Here is a 19,336-nt window from a genome sequence, read left to right as displayed (position 1 = left end):
TCCCCGCGCCCCGAAGGGGCGCGGGGAACTGCGCGACCAGCCACGACGGACCCGCAGACGAAGTTCGGCACATCGCGGCCCCGCGGCGGAGCCGCATATCGACACAGCCAGCGGAGCGCTTACGCCCGCGGATGGCGAGGCTCATACAGCCCGACCTCGCCCCCGCCCGGCAGCCGGAACGCCGTCACCCGTCCCCAGGACTCGTCCTCGGGCGGCCGGGTGAACTGCACGCCCTTCGCGGCGAGTTCGGCCCGCGTCCCCTCGAGGTCGTCGCACATCAACGTCAGCTCGTGCGACGGCTCACCCTCCGTCGGATGGCAGGCGACCTCCGCGGGCGGCGCCTTGAAGATGAGCCAGCCGTGTCCGGCGTCGACGTGCGACCAGTTCAGAACGTCCCGGAAGAAGGCGCGGTCCGCCTCGGCGTCGCGCGTGTAGATCACTACATGGGCTCCATTGATCACGCGGCGGAGGCTAGTCCCGGGCGTGGCGGGCGGCAAGCACCACCGGCACGTGGTCCGACGTCCACCGCGGTAAGGGCAGGCACTATCGTTGCCCGATCGCATGAGCGGGGACGAGAGGCGGGCGAGGGCGTGACGGGGGCCGGGTGGATACGGGTGCCGGTCGGCGACGACGCGGCGCGGTGGGCCACGCGCGGCGACACCCGCAAGGTGCTCCTGGTCGTCCACAACGTGACCGCGGCGACCCGCCTCCTCGACGTCCTGCCACTGTTCCACGACGACCTGCGGGTGCAGTTGCTGGCGACGAGCCCGGGGTCGTCGGCGTTCCGGGCCGGCCTCGCGGAGTTGCTGGCGGACACCGGAGTGCCGGTACTGCCGTGGGAGCAGGCGATCGAGGTACCGGTCTCACTTGCCGTCTCAGCGAGCTTCGGCGGTCAACTACGGTCGATTTCCGGCGTATTGACCGTGTTGTCGCACGGCGTCGGATACACTAAGAGGCTGGCGACACCCAACACCCAACACCCAACACCCGGCGCCGGGCGAGCGGGAGAAGCGGGGGTCGCCGAGGAGACGCCGGTCTTCGGGATGTCGCCGGAGTGGCTGCTCGACGAGGACGGCAAGCCCGTCGCGGACGTGCTCGTGCTCTCGCACCCCGAGCAGTACGAGCGACTGCGCACCATCTGCCCCGAGGCCGCGTCGACGGCCGTACTCGCCGGGGACCCCTGCTGGGACCGCATGCTGGCGGCCCGCCCGTATCGCGACCGCTTCCGCCGGGCACTCGGCGTCGGCCGGGGGCAACGTCTGATCGTCCTCAGCTCCACATGGAACCCCGAGTCGCTCTTCGGCGACGGCGGCGATGACGTACTGCCCTCCCTCCTCCCCCGTCTGACCTCGGAGTTCCCAGCCGACCAGTACCGTCTCGCGGCCGTCCTGCACCCCAACGTCTGGCACGGTCACGGCCCCGGCCAGATCCGCGCCTGGCTCCATCGCGCCCGGCGCGCGGGGCTGGCCCTGATCGACCCCCTGGACGGCTGGCGACAGGCACTGATCGCCGCCGACGCGGTCATCGGCGACCATGGCTCGGTCACCTACTACGCCGCCGCACTCGGCGTACCCGAGCTACTCGGTGCCGCGCCCCTCTCCGGCCTCGCGCCGGACGCCCCGGTGTACGAGTTCGTCCGCACCGCACCCCGCCTGGACCCCGGTCTCCCCCTGCGCCCGCAGCTGGAGGCGCTGCTCGACCACCACCAACCACCGCACCGACCGGCCGAGTTCATCAGCTCCGCACCCGGCGAGTCGGCACCCCGGCTCCGCCGGTTCTTCTACGACGCGATCGGCATCCCCGAACCCGACGAGCCCGCGCGCCTCGAACCGCTCCCCCTCCCACCCTACGAACCACCCGCCCCCACCGTGCCGTTGCTGGTGCTCACCCGGCTGCTTGGCTCCGGCGAGATCGCCGTCACCCGGTACGCCGGCCCGCATCCCCGGGACGACGAAGCGGGCGAGGCGCACACCGCCGTCCACGAGGACACCCACGAGGCCGATCAACTGCCCTACGCGGATGTCGTGTTCCGGTACGGAGCCGCCGACGACCCGCGCTTCGGCTCCCCGGCCGACTGGACGGCGGAGATCCTGGACCGGCATCGGTGCTGCGCCCTCGCCGCTTATGTCACCGGCCGCGGGGCCTGCGTGGTGCGCACGCGAGCAGGGGCGCTGCTGCGCCTGGACGCCGGGCCCGGCGCGGACGCCGATCCGGCCGTGTATGCCTCTGCGCTGCATGCCTGGCTCGCGGCGGGCAAGTCGTTGGAGGAGCTGGTCGTGCAGGGATTGACCGTGCGCACCGGTGAGGTCGTCCACCCGGTGGCGGTCACTCTGGTGTGACGCACCGCTCGCGCAGCCCGCGCAGATGGGCCACGTGATACGCGGCGTTCTCCCCCTCCAGCGCCGTGAGCGCCTCCTCGATCAACGGCAGCGCGGCCTCGAACTCGTCGCCGTCCAGCCGGGTTTCGGCGAGGTCGGTGAGGGTGCGGGCGGTGTTGTAGGCCTCGCCGCTGTCGCGGAAGAAGCGCAGGGCGCGTTCCAGTCGTCGTTCGGCCTCGTCGCGGCGGCCGAGGCCGCGCAGGGCCCGGCCTCGGTGGCGCTGCAACAGGGCGCGGGCGCGCGGCAGATCGGCCGCTCCCTCGTCGGTGGGGCCGATGGCGTCGAGGAGGATGTCCGCCTCTTCGAAGCAGGCGTACGCGTCGTCGAACCGCCACTGGCGCAGGCGCAGCAGGCCGAGGAACTCGACGGCGGAGGCGTGGCCGCGCGGATGGCCTGCTGTCTGCTCGTCCCGGGCTGCGGCGAGGGCCTCCGGTTCGGCCTCGTCCCAGTAGCGCAACTCCGTGAGTGTGTGGGCGAGTTGGGCGTGCAGCGAACCGGCCCTGCGGGTGCCGGGGAAGTGGGCGTCGGCGGTGCGGGCGCCGATGCGCAGGGCGGGGAGCAGGACCTCGTGGTGTCCGGCCTTGAGCTGCAGCGGCCACAGCGACCGGCAGAGCAGGACGACGGTGTCCCGGTCGCCGAAGTCGTCGGCCGTGCGCACCGCTTCGACGAGGTTGGGCGCCTCAGCGGCCAGCGCGGCGACGGCCGACCCCCGGTCCGGGAAGGACACCGGCGAGTCGGCGTCGGGGGCCCGCCAGCTCTCCGGCAGCGCGGCCCGGGCCGCGCCCACCGCCAGGTCCCGGTAACCCTCGATGACGCGGGCGACGGCCGCCGAGCAGGCCGCGATGCCGTCGACCCCGGCGGCCGTGCGCTCGGCGTGGGCGCGTACGGCGGGGCGGTAGCGGTAGCGGCCGGTGGGGGTGCGTTCGAGGAGGAGTGCGTCGGTGAGTTCGTCCAGCAGTTCGGCGGCATCGGTGACGTCCGCGGCGCGGGCAGCGGAGGCGGCGTCGAGCGCGGGCCAGTCGCGGAGGCCTGCGAGGCGGTAGAGGCGGGCCGCCTGCGGTGTCAGCAGGTGGTAGGAGTCCGCGGCCGCGGCGCCGACCGGGTCGTTCTCGGGCACGGCGTGGGCCTCAGCGAGTGGCGTGGCCAGGCGGGGTGCGGCGGCGCGCAGGGCGTACGGGGAGCCGGCGCAGCGGTCGAGTACGGCGGGCAGCGCGGCGCGTGCGGCGGTGACCGCGGGTTTCCCGGCCAGCTCGGTGAGCAGCCGTTCCGCGTCGCGGCGGGCCAGCGGGCCGACCTGGACCGGCAGGGCGTCGAGGCCGAGGAGCCGGTGCCGGGCGATGACGATGGTGAACACGCCGGGCGCCGACGTCAGCAGCGGCTGCACCTGGGCGGCGGACCGGGCGTGGTCGAGCACGAGAAGCAGCCGCCGGTCGGCGAGGCAGCGCCGGAAGAGGTCGGCGCGGTCCTCGGTGGCCGGGGGTATCTCCTCGTCGGGCAGGCCGAGGCCGCGCAGCAGGGTGCCGGGCAGCGCTTCCGGAGCGAGGGCGCGCAGATCGGCGTACAACTGGCCGTCGGGGAAGTGGCTGGTCTGCCGCCAGCCCCAGTGGACGGCGAGGGTGCTGGTGCCGATGCCTTCGGGGCCGTACAGGAGGACCCGGCGGGGGCGGCCGTCGAAGGCGCGCTTGGCCTCCTTGTCGAGGGTTTTCAGGGCCTGTCGGCGGTCCGTGAAGAAGCGCGGCGCGTCGGGGAGGCTCGGTCGGCCCGACGCCTCGGGGCGCCGGACGCCGCGGGCGAACAGGGCCCAGGTGGCGGCGAGTCGGGGGTCGTCGTGCAACCGGTCGTGCACCAGGCGGGCCACCTCGTCCAGTTGGCCGGGCGTGGTCGGCGCGGGCACCTCCCGGCCGGCGATACGGCGGACCAGCCCACCGGCCGACTCCCAGGCCCACTTGCCCGCTTCGTTCGCCATACCGGTGCCGACGGCTCCGAGCACCGCGCCGATGGCACCCACCGAGATCGGATCCACCATGCCGCGCTCTCCCCCGTCCATGTCCCAGGTTTGATCAACCCTAGCGGCAGGTGACGGCACATCAACCCCGCGCCCCGCACGCCGACTTGAATCGATCGAGGCGCCAGCCCGGAGAACGACCGCGCGGCCTAGCGAGCGCGCCGGGGAATGCCGTAGGCCCGCTCCACCTGCAGCCGCAGGACCACCCGCCCGTCGCGGACCATCGCGGCCCGGTAGTCGTCCCAGTCGGGATGCTCGCCCCGCACGTCCCGGTAGAGCCGGATCAGCTCCTCGACCGTCTCGTCGTACGGGTCCTGCGCGACGGGCGAGAGATGGGCCGTGCCCTCGGCGACCGTGTACGCCCAGGTGTCGGGGGTGGTCACGTGGTACGACGCCCGGGGGTCCCGGCGCAGATTGCGGGTCTTGGCGCGGTCGTCCGTGATCGAGACGCGGATGATCCGCTCGTCCGGGTAGTAGGCGTGGTTGACGTTCGACAGCTGGGGCCGTCCGTCGCGCTTGAGGGTGACCAGCACGCCGGCCTTGGTCTCGGAGAGCAGCGCCAGCAGTGCGTCCTGAGACGAGTCGTGAGTCATGTCGGGATCAACGGGCGCGAGGGGTCTTCCCATTCCCTCGGGTAGACAGTGTCTACGTGCGCCTGGTAGACACTGTCTATGCATGGCTCCGAAACTGCGCCCGAGACCGGACTGCGGTCCCGCCTGATCGACGTCGGTGTGGAGCTGGTGGCCACGGAAGGCGCGCAGGCGTTGACCCTGCGGGAGATCGCCCGCCGGGCCGGTGTGTCGCACGGGGCGCCGCGCCGCCACTTCCCCACCCACCTGGAGCTGCTGTCCGCCATCGCACGCGTCGGTTTCGCCCGACTCGGGGAGCGGGCGTCGGCGATCGGGGAGGGCACCCCCAGGGAACAGATCGCGACGCTGGCGCGGGCCTATCTGGAGTTCGCCCTGCACAACCGCGGCATGTACGAGCTGATGTTCCGTCACGATCTGCTGGAAAGCGGCCACTTGAGACTGCGCGACACCAGCCTCCCCCTGTTCGGCCGCCTGGTGGATCTCATCACCCGTGCCCGTCCCGACACGGACCCCCGCCTCGTCGCGGGCGCGCTGTGGGCCAACCTGCACGGCATCGCCCAGCTCTGGACCTGGGGCAGCCTCCAACTCGCCACCGGCACCGAGGACTTCGAGCCCCTGCTGCGGGCGGCTCTGGACGCCCACCTGGGCGACGAGTGAACCGCCGGCTCACGCTCGCCGCGAGTGTGTCAGGGGCGGCGATCGTCGCCTTGGACGGCACCGTGCTGACGGTCGCCCAGCCGACCCTGCAACGGGATCTGGGCGCCTCCTTCGCGGAGGTCCAGTGGACCGGCACCGGGTATCTCATCGCCGTCGCCTCCCTGCTGGTGTTCGCGGGACGCCTCGGCGACCGGTACGGGCACCATCGGCTGTTCGCCCTCGGCATGCTCGGCTTCGGGGCCGCGTCGGCGGGGATCGGGCTGGCACCCGGGGTCGGCTGGGTGATCGGACTGCGGGTCGTCCAGGGGGTGTTCGGCGCGTTGCTGCAACCGGCGACGCTGGGGATGCTGCGGGCCGCGTATCCGCCCGACCGGCTACGCATGCCGATCGCCGTACGGACGAGTGCGATCGGCGTGGCCGCCGCCATCGGGCCGCTCGTGGGTGGGGCGTTGGTCGCCTGGGTCGGCTGGCGGGCGGTGTTCTTCCTCAATGTCGTGCCCGCACTGGTCTTCGGCGTGCTCGCGCTCTCCGTACGGCGCCCGCAGCGGCCGAAGTCCTCCCCCGCGCTCGATCTCCCCGGCGCCCTTCTCCTCGCGGTGGCCCTCGCGTGCCTGGTCCACACCCTGGTCTCCGGCCCGACGGCCGCGGGCGTGCTCGGCCTGGTCGCGGCTGCCCTCTTCGTCCGGCATGAGCGGCGCACGCCGGACCTATTGCTGTCGCCGGACCTGATCCGCTCACCGGCGGTCGGCTCGGCGCTCGGCATTCTGGTCGCCGCGTCGGCGGCGCTGTCGGGAACGCTGTTCGTGGCGACGTACGTCCTCCAGGACACGCTCGGTCTCGACCCGTTCCAGAGCGCCCTGCGCAGCCTGCCGCTGGCGGTGCTGATGGTGGCGGCGGCTCCCGTGTGCGCGGTGCTGCTGCGCCGGGCCGGAGCGCGGCGTACGACTGTGACGGCCATGGTCGTCCTCGCGCTCGGGATCCTGATCCTTTCCCGGGCCTCCGGCACCCTCGCCCTCTGCACCGGCTTCGCGCTGCTGGGGGCCGGGTTCGGCACGGTGATGGTGGCGGCCACGCATGTCGTCGTGCGGCAGGCCGCGGTCGCGTCGGCCGGGGTGGCGGGCGGGTTGCAGCAGACCGCGATGAATGTCGGGCCGACGGTGGGGGTGGCTGTCGTGACGCCGCTGATGGGGCTCGGACACGCGTTTGCGCTGGTCGTGCTCGTCGGGGTGGCCTTGGTCGGGGCGGTGGCGGGGCTCGCGTTGCCTGTGCTTTCCGCCACGTCGGGCGTCGATCATGCCCATCCGAGCGACCGTATACGCGTTCCTACGCGACCATGAGGTCTGAGGGCGTTGCGGCTGGGTATGCCGGACCGCACCTCGACGAAAGCGACGGAGGACACCGATGGCACTGCTGCGACAAGAGGTCGAACCCGACGAGGTGGGGCTGGACCCGAAGGCGCTGGACCGCCTCGACCAGTACTTCGCCCACTACGTCGACGAGGGACGGCTGCCCGGGTTCCTCGCGGCCGTCACGCGCGGCGGACGCGTCGCCCATCTGACCACGCACGGCCGGCGCGACGTCGCGGCCGGGCTGCCCGTCGAGGCGGACACGCTGTGGCGGATCTACTCCATGACCAAGCCGGTCACCGCGGTCGCCGTACTGCTGCTGATGGAGGAGGGCAAGCTGTCGCTCGACGACCCGGTCGCCGAGCACCTGCCGGTCTTCGCCGACGTCGAGGTGTACGACAGTGGCTCCGGGGCGGATGTCAGGACCCGTCCGCCCGCCGGGCCGATGCTGATCCGGCATCTGCTCACCCACACCTCGGGCCTGACCTTCGCCTTCTACCACTCCCACCCCGTCGACGCTCTCTACCGCGCGGCCAACCTGGAGTCGGCGGTGCCTCCGGGTGCGAACCTGGCCGAGACGATCGACGTGTACGCGAGCGTGCCGCTGCAGTTCGAGCCGGGCACTCAGTGGAACTACTCGGTGGCGTCGAACGTCCTGGGCCGGGTCATCGAGGTCGTGTCCGGGCAGTCGCTCGACGAGTTCTACCGGGAGCGGATCTTCGGCCCGCTCGGGATGCCGGATGCCGGGTTCCAGGTCCCCGCCAAGAAGGCGGGCAGGCTGTCCGAGCTGTACGGGGAGACCGAGGGCGGCGGTATCGAGCCGATCCCCGGGCTGCCGCTGCACGGCCGGCCCCGGTTCCTGTCCGGCAGCGGCGGCATGGTGGCCGGCGCGTACGACATGCATCGCTTCATGGAGCTGCTGCGGCGCCGCGGCGAACTCGACGGCGTCCGTCTGCTCGCCCCGGAGACCGTGGACCTGATGACCTCCAACCATCTTCCCGGCGGCGCCGACCTGCGCTCCTTCGGCGCTCCCCCGCACAAGGAGCCCGGCAACGAGGGCGTCGGCTTCGGGTTCAACGTCTCCGTGGTGATCGACCCGGCCCGGACGCAGGCACCCTCGGGGCTGGGCACCTACGGCTGGAGCGGCGTCGCGACGACCACGTTCTGGGTCGACCCGAGCCGCGATCTGACCGTGCAGTTCATGACCCAGGTGCGGCCCCGGACCTCGCACACGATGTTCCCCGACCTCAAGAGGCTCGTGCACGAGGCCGTCATGGACTAGTCAGCTCAGACTGATCAGCTCAGCGTGAACTCGACGCCCTCCCGGGCGAGTTCGGTGAGCCACTCCTGCGAGCGCGCCGCGGTCTCGGCGGCGCGGTTCAGACCGGGCGGCAGCGAGCCGTCCAGGATGTGCCGGACGCCGAGCGCGAGGGTGCGGGAGACACAGCGGGCCATCGCGCTCTCCTCCGCGTCACCGGTCAGGTCCAGGAGATAGCGGCCCGACCACTGGTTCACCTCCAGCGACACCGCCAGCACCACCCGGTCCCGGTCGGCCTCCGTGGTCGGGTACGCGGCCGCCAGCTCCTGTGCCAGGGCCGCGATCCGGGCGTCGTCACCCGCCTTCAGCTCCTCGAACACGGCGTCCCACGCCCGCAGCCAGCCCTCCACACGCAGCGTGCCGCGGACGAAGGTCTGCGCCTTCCACACGGGCGGCAGTCCGTACTGCTCCACGAAGGGCACGCTGTCGCGGTTGGGGTAGACCTCGAAGGTCTCGCCGTCCACGACGTGCTCCCGGGTCGCCTCCCAGGGCCGCTCGGCGACGGTCTCCGCACCGTCCTCGATGTACCGGGCGGGCGAGCGCAGGGCGTTCAGCACTCCCGAGGGCGCCCAGCTGAAGCGGTACCTGAAGTCGTTCGGGACCGCGGGGACGCCACCGCAGTACGAGGTGAGGCGGTACGAGGCCGCCGTGTCGTCGCCGATCGCCTCCCGGGCGCGGGCGACGAGGCTGTGCGCGAAGAGATGGTCGATGCCGGGGTCGAGACCGGCCTCGGTGAGCACGACGAGCCCGGCCTCCGTCGCCGCGGGCACCTGCTCGAGCACCGCCTCCGACACATAGCTGGAGCAGGCGAAATGCGCTCTCCCCCGCACGCAGGCCGCCAGGATCCCGGCATGCTCGGGCGCGGGCAGCATCGATACGACGATGTCGCCGGGCGCCAGTTCGGCGGTGAGCGCGTCCAGCGTGTACGTCCGAGGCTCGGCGCGACCGGTGAGGCCCCGCTTGTCGAGGGCCTCGGCGGCGCGCTTCTCGGTGCGGTGCCACAGCCGTACCCGCTCGGCGGTGTCGCACAGCGCCGCCAGTCCGCTGCCCGTGGACAGTCCGGCGCCGATCCAGTGCACGGTACCGCTCGCCGGAACACGCTCACGCATCACGGAACTCCCCTTCCGTGATGCCGAGTTCACGGCAGGCCTGGTGGAACCGGTCCAGACAGCGCCCCCACGGCCCGCCGGTCTCGAACTCCAGCAGCTGGAGCACCAGGGACGACGAGAAATCGGTGCTGGACTCCCGCGGCAGCAGGGACGGCAGATTGTCGATGGCGATGAGGTCCAGCTGGGGTTCCTTGCGCAACCGGCGCACCGGGTCCGTCCAGTCGGTGACGCGGTCGTAGACCGGCAGCACGTTCAGGGGCGAGCCGACGTCGCAGGTGACGTCGCAGAGGGTGCGCAGACGGCGGGCGGGGTCGTCGAGGTCCTCTTCCCGGAGGAAGGGCGGGATGGGGGTGGTGGCGAGGACGGCGTTGACCATCACGTCGTGGTCGAGGAGAGCCCGGCGGTCCAGGTCGCGGGTCTCGGCGAGGTCCCAGGCGGTCGGGTCGAGCCCGGCGACATGGAGGGCGACGCGGGCGCCGCGCCCGCTGCGGCCGAGGGCGCCGATCACCAGCGCGGTGAACTCCTCGCCGGGCGCCTGGAGCGCCTCGTCCAGCTCCTCCTTGGACGTGGGGCGCAGGGGTGCCCGCAGGCTGCCCCGGTGCTGGAGCACCGCCAGGGCCGCGCCCAGGTAGCCCGCCCAGAAGCCGAAGGCGGCGAGGCGGCGGCCGTCGTCGTCCACCAGATATTCGAGGTCGAGGAGCTTGCCTCCCCCGGCGGCGAACCGGCGCAGCAGTTCCGCCGCGCCGGGCTGCCGCTTGTAGGCGTGCCCGAAGAAGATGTGCCGGTGGATCAACCCGCCCGGCTCATCGGGGAGTTCCTTCAGTCCGAGGACGACGGCGTCCTTGGGCGCCGACACCCACGAGCCCGCCGCCGCGACTCGGCAGCCGACCGCCTCGTACTCCTCGATCGGGAAGATCCGCTGCGGTGACTCCTCGACGGTCAGCACCGCTCCGCCGTCGATGAGCCGGCGTGCGTCGGACGGCACGATCGGGGTGCGGCGTTCGGTGGAGCGGACCTCGTGGCGCAGCCACAGGTGGAGCTCGGTCATACGAGATTGGCCTCCGGACGCGGGGCGTCGGCCGCGAACCGGCCGGCGCTGAGCGGGCTGACGTCCACGAAGGGTACGCGGCCCAGGTACAGGTCGCGGACGACCTCGCCGACGGCGGGTCCCTGCAGAAAACCGTGGCCGGAGAAGCCGGTCGCGTAGAGGAAGCGGGAGGGTGAAGTCGCCTCGCCGATCAGGGCGTTGTGGTCGGGTGTGTTCTCGTACAGGCCCGCCCAGCCGCCGGTGCGGCGCAGGTCGAGGAGGGCCGGGGCGCGGCGTTGCATGGCCTCGGCGAGGCGGGGGATCCAGCGGTCGTGGGGGTCGGTGGCGAAGCCGGGCCGCTCGTCGGGGTCCGACATGCCGAGGAGGAGGCCGGGGCCCTCGGTGTGGAAGTAGAGGCTGGTGCTGAAGTCGATGGTCATGGGCAGGTCGGGCGGGAGTCCCTGGACCGGCTCGGTGACGGCGATCTGGCGGCGTAACGGCTCGACCGGCAGCTCCACGCCGGCCATGGCGCCGACGGCCTTCGACCAGGCGCCGGCCGCGCAGATCACGGTGTCGGTGGTGATGCTGCCCAGGGTCGTGCGTACGGCGGTGATGGTGTCGCCGTCCCGTTCGATGCCGGTGACATCGGTGTGGCGCAGGATCCGGGCGCCGTACTCGCGGGCGGCGGTCGCGTAGCCGTGGACGACGGACTCCGGCGTGCAGTGGCCGTCGTCCGGTGAGAACGCGGCCGCCAGCAGTCCGTCGGTGCTGATCAGCGGGGAGAGCCTGTGCGCCTCGGCGGGAGTGATCATGCGGCTGGCCACGCCGAGGGAGTTCTGCAGCCGGACGCCGGCCTCGAAACCGGCGACCTGCTCGGGCGTCGACAGCAGGAACAGATAGCCGACCCGGTGCAGTCCGATGTCGTGGCCGATCTCTTCCTGGAAGCGGCCGAAGGCCTCCAGGCTGCGGGCGCCGAGCTGGATGTTGAGCTCGTCGGAGAACTGTGCCCGGACGCCGCCCGCCGCCTTCGACGTGGATCCGGCCCCGAGCTCGTCCCGTTCGACCAGGACGACGTCCCGTACGCCGGCCCGGGCGAGGTGGTAGGCGATGCTCGTGCCCATGACTCCGCCGCCGATGACGACGACCCGAGCCTGCAGCTTCACGTGTGTGCCTCCTTGGCGGCGTGGATCACGGCCCGGACCACGGCGACGCCGAGCAGACCCCCGGCCCGGTCTCCGGAGAGGAAGAGGACGTCCTCGGTCACTCCTCTTCCTGTCCGGACCGGCGCCACGGCAATCAGGACCAGTGCGCCACGGCGTCCAGATGAGGCAGGTGATGGTCGAGACGCTCCCGCTTCGTCCGCAAATAGGTGATGTTGCTCTCACACGGCGGGATGAGCAGCGGGACCTGCTCGGCGACTTTGATGCCGTGCTCCAGCAACGCCTCCCGCTTGCGCGGGTTGTTCGACATCAGGCGTACGGAGCGCACGCCCAGGTCGTCGAGGATCCGCGCGGCGACGCCGTAGTCCCGGGCGTCCACGGGCAGGCCGAGCGCGAGGTTCGCCTCGACGGTGTCCAGGCCCTCCGCCTGCAGCGCCATCGCGCGCAGCTTGCCGAGCAGGCCTATGCCGCGGCCCTCGTGCCCGCGCAGGTAGACGACGACGCCGCGCCCTTCGGCGGCGACGGCGCGCAGTGCGGAGGCGAGTTGATCACCGCACTCGCAGTGCTGGGAGCCGAAGGCGTCGCCGGTCAGGCATTCGGAATGCAGCCGGGTGAGGACGTCGTCCGTGCCGATGTCACCGTGGACCAGGGCCACTTGCTCGTCACCGCGATCGTGGTCGAGATAGCCGACCGCGCGGAATTCCCCGTACACCGTGGGCAGCGGCGCATTCACGACGCGCTCCACGCCCGTCCGCTGTGGAGACTTCGTGCCGAGTACGCCAATGTTTTCTGTCATGATCTGGTTCCTAAGCAGAGACGAAGGGCCGTGAGGAAATGAGTGTTTCGGGATCGCGTTCGGCGGCATACGGGCTGTTGCCGGCGGACACCACGGAAGATGTACGCACGCGGGCGGCAGGCGTCTCACGGCAGGTCGCCGTCCTTCCCGTCGGAAGCTTCGAGCAGCACGGGCCCTTCCTTCCGCTGGCCACCGACACGCTCGTCGCCTGTGCCATCGCGCGGGAGATAGCCGCCGCGCACCCGGTGCACCTCCTTCCTCCGGTGACGATCTCCTGCTCGCACGAGCATGCGGCCTGGCCGGGGACCGTCAGCATCTCCTCCGTCACCCTTCACGCGGTGGTACGGGACATAGCGGCTTCGCTCCGCCGCTCGGGCGTCGATGCCCTGGTTCTGGTCAACGGGCACGGCGGAAACTATGTACTGGGAAACGTCGTTCAGGAATCCTCCGCGCAAGGTGAGTCGATGGCGCTGTTCCCGGCCGCGGAGGACTGGGAGACGGCGCGGGAGCGGGCGGGCGTGCGGACCTCGTTGCTCACCGACATGCATGCGGGGGAAATTGAGACCTCCATCCTTCTGCACGCTCATCCCGAATTGGTCAGGTCCGGTTATGAGACCGCTGATTTCGTCGCGGACGACCGGCGTCATCTGCTGACCCGCGGAATGTCCGCCTATACCGATTCGGGTGTCATCGGGCGTCCTTCGCTGGGTTCGGCGGAAAAAGGGAAGGCGCTGCTGGAGAGCCTCGCGGATTCCTTCGGCGCGTGTTTGTCGTTGTTCACGGGTGACTCGGGCGACGCGGGTGACGTACGGGGGTAGCGCCGGCGGGCGACCAGGACGAGTACGCCGGGCAGGCTGGCCGCGAAGCTGAGCACGCCGTACACGACGGCGACGGCCAGTCCGCTGCTCGCGCCGAGTCCGGCGGCGCCGAACGCCCAGGCGGTGACGCCCTCCCGGGGTCCCCAGCCGCCGACGTTCAGCGGCAGGCCCATGGCGAGCAGGGCGAGCACCGCGATCGGCAGCAGTACGACGGCGGAGGCGCCGGAGCCCGCGACACGGGCGGCGAGCACGAACATCGCGATGTGGCCCGCCAGCACGACGACGGACGACACGACGATGCCGGGCCAGTTACGGCGGGACAGCAGGCCCCGGCGTGCCTCGCCGAGCGTCGAGCGCAGGGCCCGCCTGCGGCGGGAGGGCGCCCGGTTCATCCGCAGCGCCAGGACGACCGCGCTCGCGCCCAGCGCCGCGAACAGGAGCAGCGGCGCGAACTGCCGGGCCTGGGCCAGCACCGGCGACGGCATGGTCAGCAGGACGGCAGCACCGACGAGGACCAACACGACCTGTCCGGCGACCCGTTCAAGTACGACGGCCCGCACCCCGCGGCCGAGGTCCCCCTCACTCTTCCCGTGCCGCACCGCCCGGTGCACATCCCCGAGCACACCGCCCGGCAGAGCCGCGTTCAGAAACAGCGCCCGGTAGTAATCGGCCACGGCAGGCCCGAACGGCAACCGAATCCGCAGCCCCCGCGCCACCAGCGCCCAGCGCCACGCGCTGAACACGGTGGTGACGACGCCGATTCCGACAGCGACAACCAGCGTCACCGCATCGATCCGCCGCAGCCCGTCCAGGAAGACGCCGGTGCCCATGCGCCAGAGCAGCACGGTGAGGATGGCGACACCGGCGATGGTCCCGAGGTGGGGGCGGACGCGGCGCAGGAGGGTGGGGCGGGGGGTGGTGGTAGGCAGCTTGTCGGCGGGGGCGGGCTCCGTGGCGAGGTGAGACTCGACGACCGGAGCGCCTTCCGTCGCGGGCGACACCTCGACAGCCGTCCGGCACGCATCGGCGACCGAGGCAGAGCGAGCGTTGGCGACCGGAGCCGGCTCTGTCGCGGGCAACCCGTCGACGGCAGCTCGGTATCCGCCCGTGGCCGACGTCGAAGCAGGGGTGTGGTGCGCCTCGTGTGCCTTCGTGCGGGGCGCGGCAGCCTGCCTCGCAGCGGCCCGCGGTGTGACGCGGCGGCCCGTGCCGACGCGTACCACCGCGCGGACCCCCGCTGCCGCGCGGACCCTGACCACCCGCACCGCCACCTCGGCGGTCACCGTCTGTGCGCTCATGCCGAGCCGCCCATCGGCCGGGACAGCGCCAGCAGGTCGGTGTGGTGGACGATCACGTTCAACTCGCCCGCGGTGCAGGCCTCCAGGCGGTCGCGCAGATAGTTGTCGGCGCGTTCGCGCAGGTCGGGGCGTTCCTCGACGGCCGCGCCGACCCAGCCGCGGAGCCACTGAGCGGTGAGGTCGGCTTCGTCGGGGCCGAGGCGCCAGGGGCTGGGGTGCAGATGGACCGTCGCGCCACGTTCGGAGAACGCCTCGCAGGCGGCGGTGACCGCGTCCGGTCCGAGCAGACCGGCGCGTCGCTGGTGGGCGTTGAACGCCTCCGCGATCTCCGTGTCCAGCGGGTGGGCCGGGGTCAGTTCGACGCGTCCGGCGACGGAGAGCGTGAGCAGGGCCGGGCAGCCCGCGCCGGTGCAGGCGGCGGCGAGAGTGTCGATCTCCTCGCGAGTGAGGACGTCGAGAAGTGCGGACGCGGTGACCAGTGAGGCACCGGCCAGGGCGTCCGGGGTGAGCCGGGCGACGTCGCCGCGGCGCGACTCGACGGTGACGCGGCTGCCGTCGGCGGCGGAGCGCGGGGAGGCCACAGCGGCGAAGTGCAGGAGGTAGGGGTCGCGGTCGTGCAGGATCCAGTGCTGGGCGCCATCCAGCCGGGGGGCCAGCCAGCGCCCCATCGAGCCGGTGCCGCAGCCCAGGTCGTGCACGACCAGTCCACCGGCCCGCCCCGGCAGATTCGCCAGCCGGATCCGCAGCGGATCGAGCAACTCCCCCGCCCGCGCCAGCGCATCCGCCCCTTCCCGCAGCTGAAGCCACTCGGGCGCATACCGCGGCGGCTCGTCGGGCCCGTCCTCCCGCAACCGCACGGTGGCCCGCTCGCCGGGGCGGGAGGCCGCACCGGCGCCAGCGTGGGGCGCAGGACCGGCACCGGGGATCACCTGGTCGAAGGGCGCGGAACCGGAGCCGGGGTTCACCTGGTCCGGCGCCTGAACGACGGCAGCCACCGACGCCGCTTCCGCGGACCGGACAGCACCGCTCGCCCCGGGCTCCATCGCGGGCGCGCCCTGCCTCGCCGCGGCCTCCGCCGCGTGGGCACTCTGCCTCGCCGAGGCCTCCGCCGATCGTGACATGTGCCTCACCCCGGGTTCCGTCGTGGCCGAGGCATCCCGCGGACCCGGCTGGGCCGGGATCCCTCCGCCGCGCTGGGTCGTCGCTGTCTTCCTCATGCCGCCCTCCTGGGTTCGTTCGGCAGTCGGCCCAGTACCGCGGCCAGGCTGCGGGCCGTGGTGGCCCAGCCGTCGAGGGCGGCGCGTCGCCCTCGGGCGGCCGCCTTGAGGCGGCGTCGTACATCGGCCTCGCCGAACCAGCCGCGCAGCTCGGCGGCGAGAGCCAGGGGGTCCTCCGGCGGGACGAGGATGCCGGGCACGCCGCCGTCGGGGGCGCGGCCGACGGCCTCCGGCAGGCCGCCGACGTCCGTCGCCAGCACCGGGATGCCGCGCGCCAGCGCCTCCGTCACCGCCATGCCGTAGGTCTCGGCGTAGGAGGTGAGGACCATCAGGTCGGCGGACGCATAGCTCGCGTCGAGTTCGGCGCCGGCCTGCGGTCCCGCCAGCACGAGCCGGTCCTCCAGGCCGTACCGGGCGATCAGGGACCGCAGTCCGGCCACGTACTCCGGGTCTGAGTTGAGCCCGCCCACGCAGACGCAGCTCCACGGCAGGTCGGCCACCGCGGCCAGCGCCTCCACCAGCCGGTGCTGCCCCTTGCGCGGGGTCACCGCGGCGACGCACAGCAGCCGGGAGACGCCGTCCGTGCCGGAGGCGAGGGGGGCGATGTCGGCGCCGGGGGCGGCGACATGGACCCGCTCGGGGGCGAGCCCGTGGTGGGAGACGAGGCGGCGGACCGCCCAGTCGGACGTGGCGATCACCGCGGGGACCGCCCGCAGCACCGTACGTTCCCTGGCGTCCAGCTCCGCGGCCACGTCGGGCGTCAGGCCCCGCTCGTCGCCGAGCGGCAGGTGGACGAGGACGGCGAGGCTCAGGCGTTCGGCCTCCGGGAGGATGATCTCGGGGACGCCGCAGGCGACCAGACCGTCGAGGAGGACGACCGTGCCATCGGGCAACTGCCGCAGCGTGCGGGCGAGTTCCTCGCGGGCCGCCACCCCGGGCCGGGGCCAGCTGCCGTCCACGGTGTGCTTCTCGACCTGCCAGCCGAAGCCCGGCAGGTCCAGACACAGCCGCCGGTCATAGGCGTTGCCGCCGCTCGGCTGGGCCGGGTCGTCGACGCCGCCCGGCATGACGAAGTGCACGGAACGCAGAGACATGGGGATGATTTCCGCGTTCTTCAGGGCGGAGTGCTGCACGGGAACGTATTCGAGCCGCCTGGGCTCCAGGGCCCTCTCGGTTGAGGGCTCCATGGTCGTGTCGGTCACAGGGCACGCTCGTAACTCGCCCAGGCGACATGCGACTCGTGCAGTGTGACGGTGAGGCCCGCGAGGCCGCGGGCGCCCTCGCCGAGCGCGCCCTTCTCGATCCGCTCGGCGAGCCGGTCGGCGATGACCTTGGCCAGGAACTCCGTGGAGGTGTTGACCCCCGCGAAGTCCGGCTCGTTGTCGAGGTTTCTGTAGTTCAGCTCGCTGACTACGGCACCGAGCTCCTGGGTCGCCAGTCCGATGTCGACGACGATGTTGTCGTCGTCCAGCTGCTCGCGCCGGAAGGTGGCGTCCACGAGGAACGTCGCTCCGTGCAGGCGCTGCGCGGGTCCGAAGACCTCGCCGCGAAAGCTGTGGGCGATCATGATGTGATCGCGGACGGTGATGCTGAACAACGGACGACCCTCCAGGTGCGGCGCGTCTGGTCCCCGGCCGATCGCCGCCGGGGATGTCGTGTAGTACGGCTCCCTGCCATGCCTTGTTCAGCGACCTGTTCCCCTTTTTGGGAGGTCAGGCGGGCGTGTCGTCCCACCTTGAACGATTCGTCAGGCCGGGTCGCCGTACCGGACCCGGTGGCACAAGGCTGGGATCTCGCCCGAGGCCAGCCGTGGCAGCACCTCCGGGAGTTCCTCGAAAGCGCTCTCCCCGGTGACGAGGGCGTCGAGCGCCGGATCGGCCAGCAGGTCCAGGGCGAGGGCGAGCCGGTCGGCGTAGGTGCGGCTGGAGCGGCGGGCCGGGGATACCGTGCCTACCTGGCTGCTGCGGATGACCAGGCGTCGGGAGTGGAAGGCCTCGCCGAGCGGGAGGCTGACCTGCCGGTCGCCGTACCAGCTCAGTTCAAGGACCGTGCCCTCGTCGGTGAGGAGTTCGAGGGAGCGGGCGAGGCCCTGTTCCGTGGCGCTCGCGTGGACGACCAGGTCGCAGTCGCCGAGGGCATCCGCCGGGGCGGCGAAACCGACGCCGAGTGCCTCTGCCACCTTGGCCCGCGCCGGATCGGCGTCGACCAGTTGGACGCGTACGCCGGGGAAGCGCGCCAGCAGCGCGGCCACCGAGCAGCCGACCATGCCGCCGCCGACCACGGCGATCCGGTCACCGACCAGGGGCGCCGCGTCCCACAGCGCGTTGACGGCAGTCTCCACCGTCCCGGCGAGCACCGCGCGCGAGGCGGGCACCGACTCCGGCACCACGGTGACGGCGGCGGCCGGAACGACGTACCGCGTCTGATGCGGGTAGAGGCAGAAGACCGTACGGCCGACCAGTGCCTCCGGCCCCTCCTCCACTACGCCGACGTTGAGGTAGCCGTACTTCACCGGGCCGGGGAACTCGCCCTCCTGGAACGGCGCCCGCATCGCCGCGTACTGGCTCTCGGGCACACCGCCGCGGAAGACGAGTGTCTCCGTGCCACGGCTCACCCCGGAGAAGAGCGTGCGTACCAGTACTTCGTCTGCGGCGCATTCCGGCAGGTCCACCTCGCGTAGCTCACCGAGCCCAGGCGAGTTGAGCCAGAACGCGCGTGCGGTGCGGTTCATCGGAATCCTCCTGAACGATCGGGAAGCTGCTCACGTACGGAGAGGTGCACAGGCCGCGCACAACGTAGCGGCGATGATCGACTCTGTCACACGGCCGGAGGATGTTCGGTGGCCCTGAACCACACTTACGACGCGAGGCTCGTCCAGCAGGAGACCGCTGTGGGAGCGGGTGTGCAGATCCTTGTGCTGACCCTGCTCGGCACGGCGATCGGGATGGGGCCCGCGGGCTGGCTGACCGGACTCGCCTTCGCCATCGCCACCTGGGCCGTGCTCTCCCGGGCCCTGCACCGGTCCCGGTTGCAGTCCTTCGGTCCGGCCAACCGGGTCACCCTCGGCCGCTCCATCCTCGTCGGCGGTGTCACGGCCCTGGTCGCGGACTCCTTCCAGAGCCCGCCGCCCATCACGCTCCTCGTCGGACTCACCGCGGTGGCCCTGATCCTCGACGGAGTCGACGGCAAGGTCGCCCGCCGCACCGGCACCTCGACAGCGCTCGGCGCCCGCTTCGACATGGAGGTCGACGCGTTTCTGATCCTGGTGCTCAGCGTGTACGTGTCCATGTTCCTGGGCCCGTGGGTGCTGCTGATCGGCGCCATGCGTTACGGCTTTGTCGCCGCGGCGCGCGTCTGGCCGTGGCTGAACGCCTCGCTGCCGCCGAGCACGGCCCGCAAGACGGTGGCCGCGCTCCAGGGCGTGTTCCTGCTGGCGGGCGCCTCGAAGCTGCTGCCGTACCCGGCGACGTTCGGCATCGTCGCGCTGGCGCTGGGGCTGCTGGTGTGGTCGTTCGGGCGGGATGTGCTGTGGCTGTGGCGGACGGCGCGGGTCGAGGAGGCGCCGCGCCAGGAGGCCGCCGTGGAGGTTCGGGAACCCGAGTTCGCAGGCCGGTGAC

General features: G+C 72.3%; 17 protein-coding genes and 1 pseudogene. 6 read left to right on the top strand and 12 right to left on the bottom strand.

The features are described from left to right. Window positions 1-119: 119 nt before the first annotated feature. A complete protein-coding gene (locus tag AB0I98_RS35265; protein ID WP_362949048.1) occupies window positions 120-461 on the bottom strand; it encodes a VOC family protein in 342 nt (113 codons plus the stop codon). A gap of 129 nt (window positions 462-590) precedes the next feature. On the opposite strand from AB0I98_RS35265, the gene AB0I98_RS35260 reads away from it, so the two are divergent. After that, complete coding sequence (locus AB0I98_RS35260) at window positions 591-2,339, top strand: hypothetical protein (RefSeq protein WP_362949046.1); 1,749 nt, start codon at window positions 591-593, stop codon at window positions 2,337-2,339. Here the strand turns inward: AB0I98_RS35260 and AB0I98_RS35255 are convergent. Continuing rightward, window positions 2,326-4,404 carry a tetratricopeptide repeat protein gene (locus AB0I98_RS35255; protein ID WP_362949044.1) on the bottom strand — a complete coding sequence of 693 codons (2,079 nt, stop codon included), beginning with the start codon at window positions 4,402-4,404 and terminating at the stop codon, window positions 2,326-2,328. The genes AB0I98_RS35260 and AB0I98_RS35255 overlap by 14 nt on opposite strands. Window positions 4,405-4,532: 128 nt before the next feature. Next, window positions 4,533-4,976 carry a PPOX class F420-dependent oxidoreductase gene (locus tag AB0I98_RS35250; RefSeq protein WP_362949043.1) on the bottom strand — a complete coding sequence of 148 codons (444 nt, stop codon included), beginning with the start codon at window positions 4,974-4,976 and terminating at the stop codon, window positions 4,533-4,535. Window positions 4,977-5,054: 78 nt separating this feature from the next. Between AB0I98_RS35250 and AB0I98_RS35245 the strand changes: the two genes are divergently transcribed. From AB0I98_RS35245 to AB0I98_RS35235, 3 genes are all read left to right on the top strand, one after another. Then, the gene (locus AB0I98_RS35245) at window positions 5,055-5,630 is read left to right on the top strand and encodes a TetR/AcrR family transcriptional regulator (RefSeq protein ID WP_362949042.1); all 576 of its coding nucleotides are present in this window, start codon (window positions 5,055-5,057) and stop codon (window positions 5,628-5,630) included. Beyond that, window positions 5,627-6,967 (top strand): MFS transporter, encoded by a 1,341-nt coding sequence (locus tag AB0I98_RS35240; protein ID WP_362949041.1) that lies wholly within the window; start codon window positions 5,627-5,629, stop codon window positions 6,965-6,967. The genes AB0I98_RS35245 and AB0I98_RS35240 overlap by 4 nt, the downstream gene beginning before the upstream one ends. A 64-nt stretch (window positions 6,968-7,031) precedes the next feature. Next, on the top strand, window positions 7,032-8,258 hold the full coding sequence (locus AB0I98_RS35235; RefSeq protein WP_362949040.1) for a serine hydrolase domain-containing protein: 1,227 nt from the start codon (window positions 7,032-7,034) through the stop codon (window positions 8,256-8,258). 14 nt (window positions 8,259-8,272) lie between these two features. Here the strand turns inward: AB0I98_RS35235 and AB0I98_RS35230 are convergent, their stop codons facing one another. From AB0I98_RS35230 to ribA, 4 genes are all read right to left on the bottom strand, one after another. After that, the gene (locus AB0I98_RS35230; protein ID WP_362949038.1) at window positions 8,273-9,403 is read right to left on the bottom strand and encodes a saccharopine dehydrogenase family protein; all 1,131 of its coding nucleotides are present in this window, start codon (window positions 9,401-9,403) and stop codon (window positions 8,273-8,275) included. Next, window positions 9,396-10,451 (bottom strand): saccharopine dehydrogenase, encoded by a 1,056-nt coding sequence (locus AB0I98_RS35225; RefSeq protein ID WP_362949037.1) that lies wholly within the window; start codon window positions 10,449-10,451, stop codon window positions 9,396-9,398. Before AB0I98_RS35225 ends, AB0I98_RS35230 begins: the two co-directional genes overlap by 8 nt. After that, window positions 10,448-11,593, bottom strand: a complete 1,146-nt coding sequence (locus AB0I98_RS35220) for an FAD-binding oxidoreductase (RefSeq protein ID WP_362949035.1) — start codon at window positions 11,591-11,593, stop codon at window positions 10,448-10,450. Before AB0I98_RS35220 ends, AB0I98_RS35225 begins: the two co-directional genes overlap by 4 nt. A 133-nt stretch (window positions 11,594-11,726) precedes the next feature. Further along, window positions 11,727-12,386, bottom strand: a complete 660-nt coding sequence (ribA, locus tag AB0I98_RS35215; RefSeq protein WP_210575168.1) for a GTP cyclohydrolase II — start codon at window positions 12,384-12,386, stop codon at window positions 11,727-11,729. A 38-nt stretch (window positions 12,387-12,424) separates the two neighbouring features. On the opposite strand from ribA, the gene AB0I98_RS35210 reads away from it, so the two are divergent. Beyond that, window positions 12,425-13,204: a creatininase family protein gene (locus tag AB0I98_RS35210; protein WP_362949034.1), complete on the top strand. Its 780-nt coding sequence runs from the start codon at window positions 12,425-12,427 to the stop codon at window positions 13,202-13,204. A 92-nt stretch (window positions 13,205-13,296) separates the two neighbouring features. Here the strand turns inward: AB0I98_RS35210 and AB0I98_RS35205 are convergent. The 5 genes and pseudogenes from AB0I98_RS35205 to AB0I98_RS35185 all read right to left on the bottom strand — a co-directional run. After that, window positions 13,297-14,034 (bottom strand): annotated as a pseudogene (locus AB0I98_RS35205) (lysylphosphatidylglycerol synthase transmembrane domain-containing protein); the annotation flags it as partial. 464 nt (window positions 14,035-14,498) lie between these two features. After that, window positions 14,499-15,623 (bottom strand): class I SAM-dependent methyltransferase, encoded by a 1,125-nt coding sequence (locus tag AB0I98_RS35200; protein WP_362949032.1) that lies wholly within the window; start codon window positions 15,621-15,623, stop codon window positions 14,499-14,501. Between the two features lie 92 nt (window positions 15,624-15,715). Further along, a complete protein-coding gene (locus tag AB0I98_RS35195) occupies window positions 15,716-16,906 on the bottom strand; it encodes a glycosyltransferase family 4 protein (RefSeq protein ID WP_362949053.1) in 1,191 nt (396 codons plus the stop codon). An 11-nt stretch (window positions 16,907-16,917) separates the two neighbouring features. Beyond that, window positions 16,918-17,316, bottom strand: coding sequence for a 6-carboxytetrahydropterin synthase (locus AB0I98_RS35190; protein WP_210575166.1), 399 nt, complete (start codon window positions 17,314-17,316; stop codon window positions 16,918-16,920). Window positions 17,317-17,466: 150 nt separating this feature from the next. Further along, window positions 17,467-18,450, bottom strand: coding sequence for a zinc-binding alcohol dehydrogenase (locus AB0I98_RS35185; RefSeq protein WP_362949030.1), 984 nt, complete (start codon window positions 18,448-18,450; stop codon window positions 17,467-17,469). Between the two features lie 108 nt (window positions 18,451-18,558). Here AB0I98_RS35185 and AB0I98_RS35180 point away from each other — a divergent pair, with 108 nt between their 5' ends. Continuing rightward, the gene (locus AB0I98_RS35180) at window positions 18,559-19,335 is read left to right on the top strand and encodes a CDP-alcohol phosphatidyltransferase family protein (protein ID WP_362949028.1); all 777 of its coding nucleotides are present in this window, start codon (window positions 18,559-18,561) and stop codon (window positions 19,333-19,335) included. Window position 19,336: the final 1 nt, after the last annotated feature.

The organism is Streptomyces sp. NPDC050211 (assembly GCF_040656035.1).
GTDB lineage: Bacteria > Actinomycetota > Actinomycetes > Streptomycetales > Streptomycetaceae > Streptomyces.
The sequence above is the reverse complement of the archived record's forward strand: the minus strand, read 5'-3'. Positions and strand labels throughout refer to the sequence as shown.

What these genes read in the sequence shown, in the direction of transcription:
- AB0I98_RS35255 (WP_362949044.1), bottom strand. Translation starts at nt 4,404, where the DNA reads ATGGTGGATCCGATCTCGGTGGGTGCCATCGGCGCGGTGCTCGGAGCC.
- AB0I98_RS35235 (WP_362949040.1), top strand. Translation starts at nt 7,032, where the DNA reads ATGGCACTGCTGCGACAAGAGGTCGAACCCGACGAGGTGGGGCTGGAC.
- AB0I98_RS35225 (WP_362949037.1), bottom strand. Translation starts at nt 10,451, where the DNA reads ATGACCGAGCTCCACCTGTGGCTGCGCCACGAGGTCCGCTCCACCGAA.
- AB0I98_RS35250 (WP_362949043.1), bottom strand. Translation starts at nt 4,976, where the DNA reads ATGACTCACGACTCGTCTCAGGACGCACTGCTGGCGCTGCTCTCCGAG.
- AB0I98_RS35200 (WP_362949032.1), bottom strand. Translation starts at nt 15,623, where the DNA reads ATGTCACGATCGGCGGAGGCCTCGGCGAGGCAGAGTGCCCACGCGGCG.
- AB0I98_RS35195 (WP_362949053.1), bottom strand. Translation starts at nt 16,906, where the DNA reads ATGGAGCCCTCAACCGAGAGGGCCCTGGAGCCCAGGCGGCTCGAATAC.
- AB0I98_RS35210 (WP_362949034.1), top strand. Translation starts at nt 12,425, where the DNA reads ATGAGTGTTTCGGGATCGCGTTCGGCGGCATACGGGCTGTTGCCGGCG.
- AB0I98_RS35185 (WP_362949030.1), bottom strand. Translation starts at nt 18,450, where the DNA reads ATGAACCGCACCGCACGCGCGTTCTGGCTCAACTCGCCTGGGCTCGGT.
- AB0I98_RS35230 (WP_362949038.1), bottom strand. Translation starts at nt 9,403, where the DNA reads ATGCGTGAGCGTGTTCCGGCGAGCGGTACCGTGCACTGGATCGGCGCC.
- AB0I98_RS35245 (WP_362949042.1), top strand. Translation starts at nt 5,055, where the DNA reads ATGCATGGCTCCGAAACTGCGCCCGAGACCGGACTGCGGTCCCGCCTG.
- ribA (WP_210575168.1), bottom strand. Translation starts at nt 12,386, where the DNA reads ATGACAGAAAACATTGGCGTACTCGGCACGAAGTCTCCACAGCGGACG.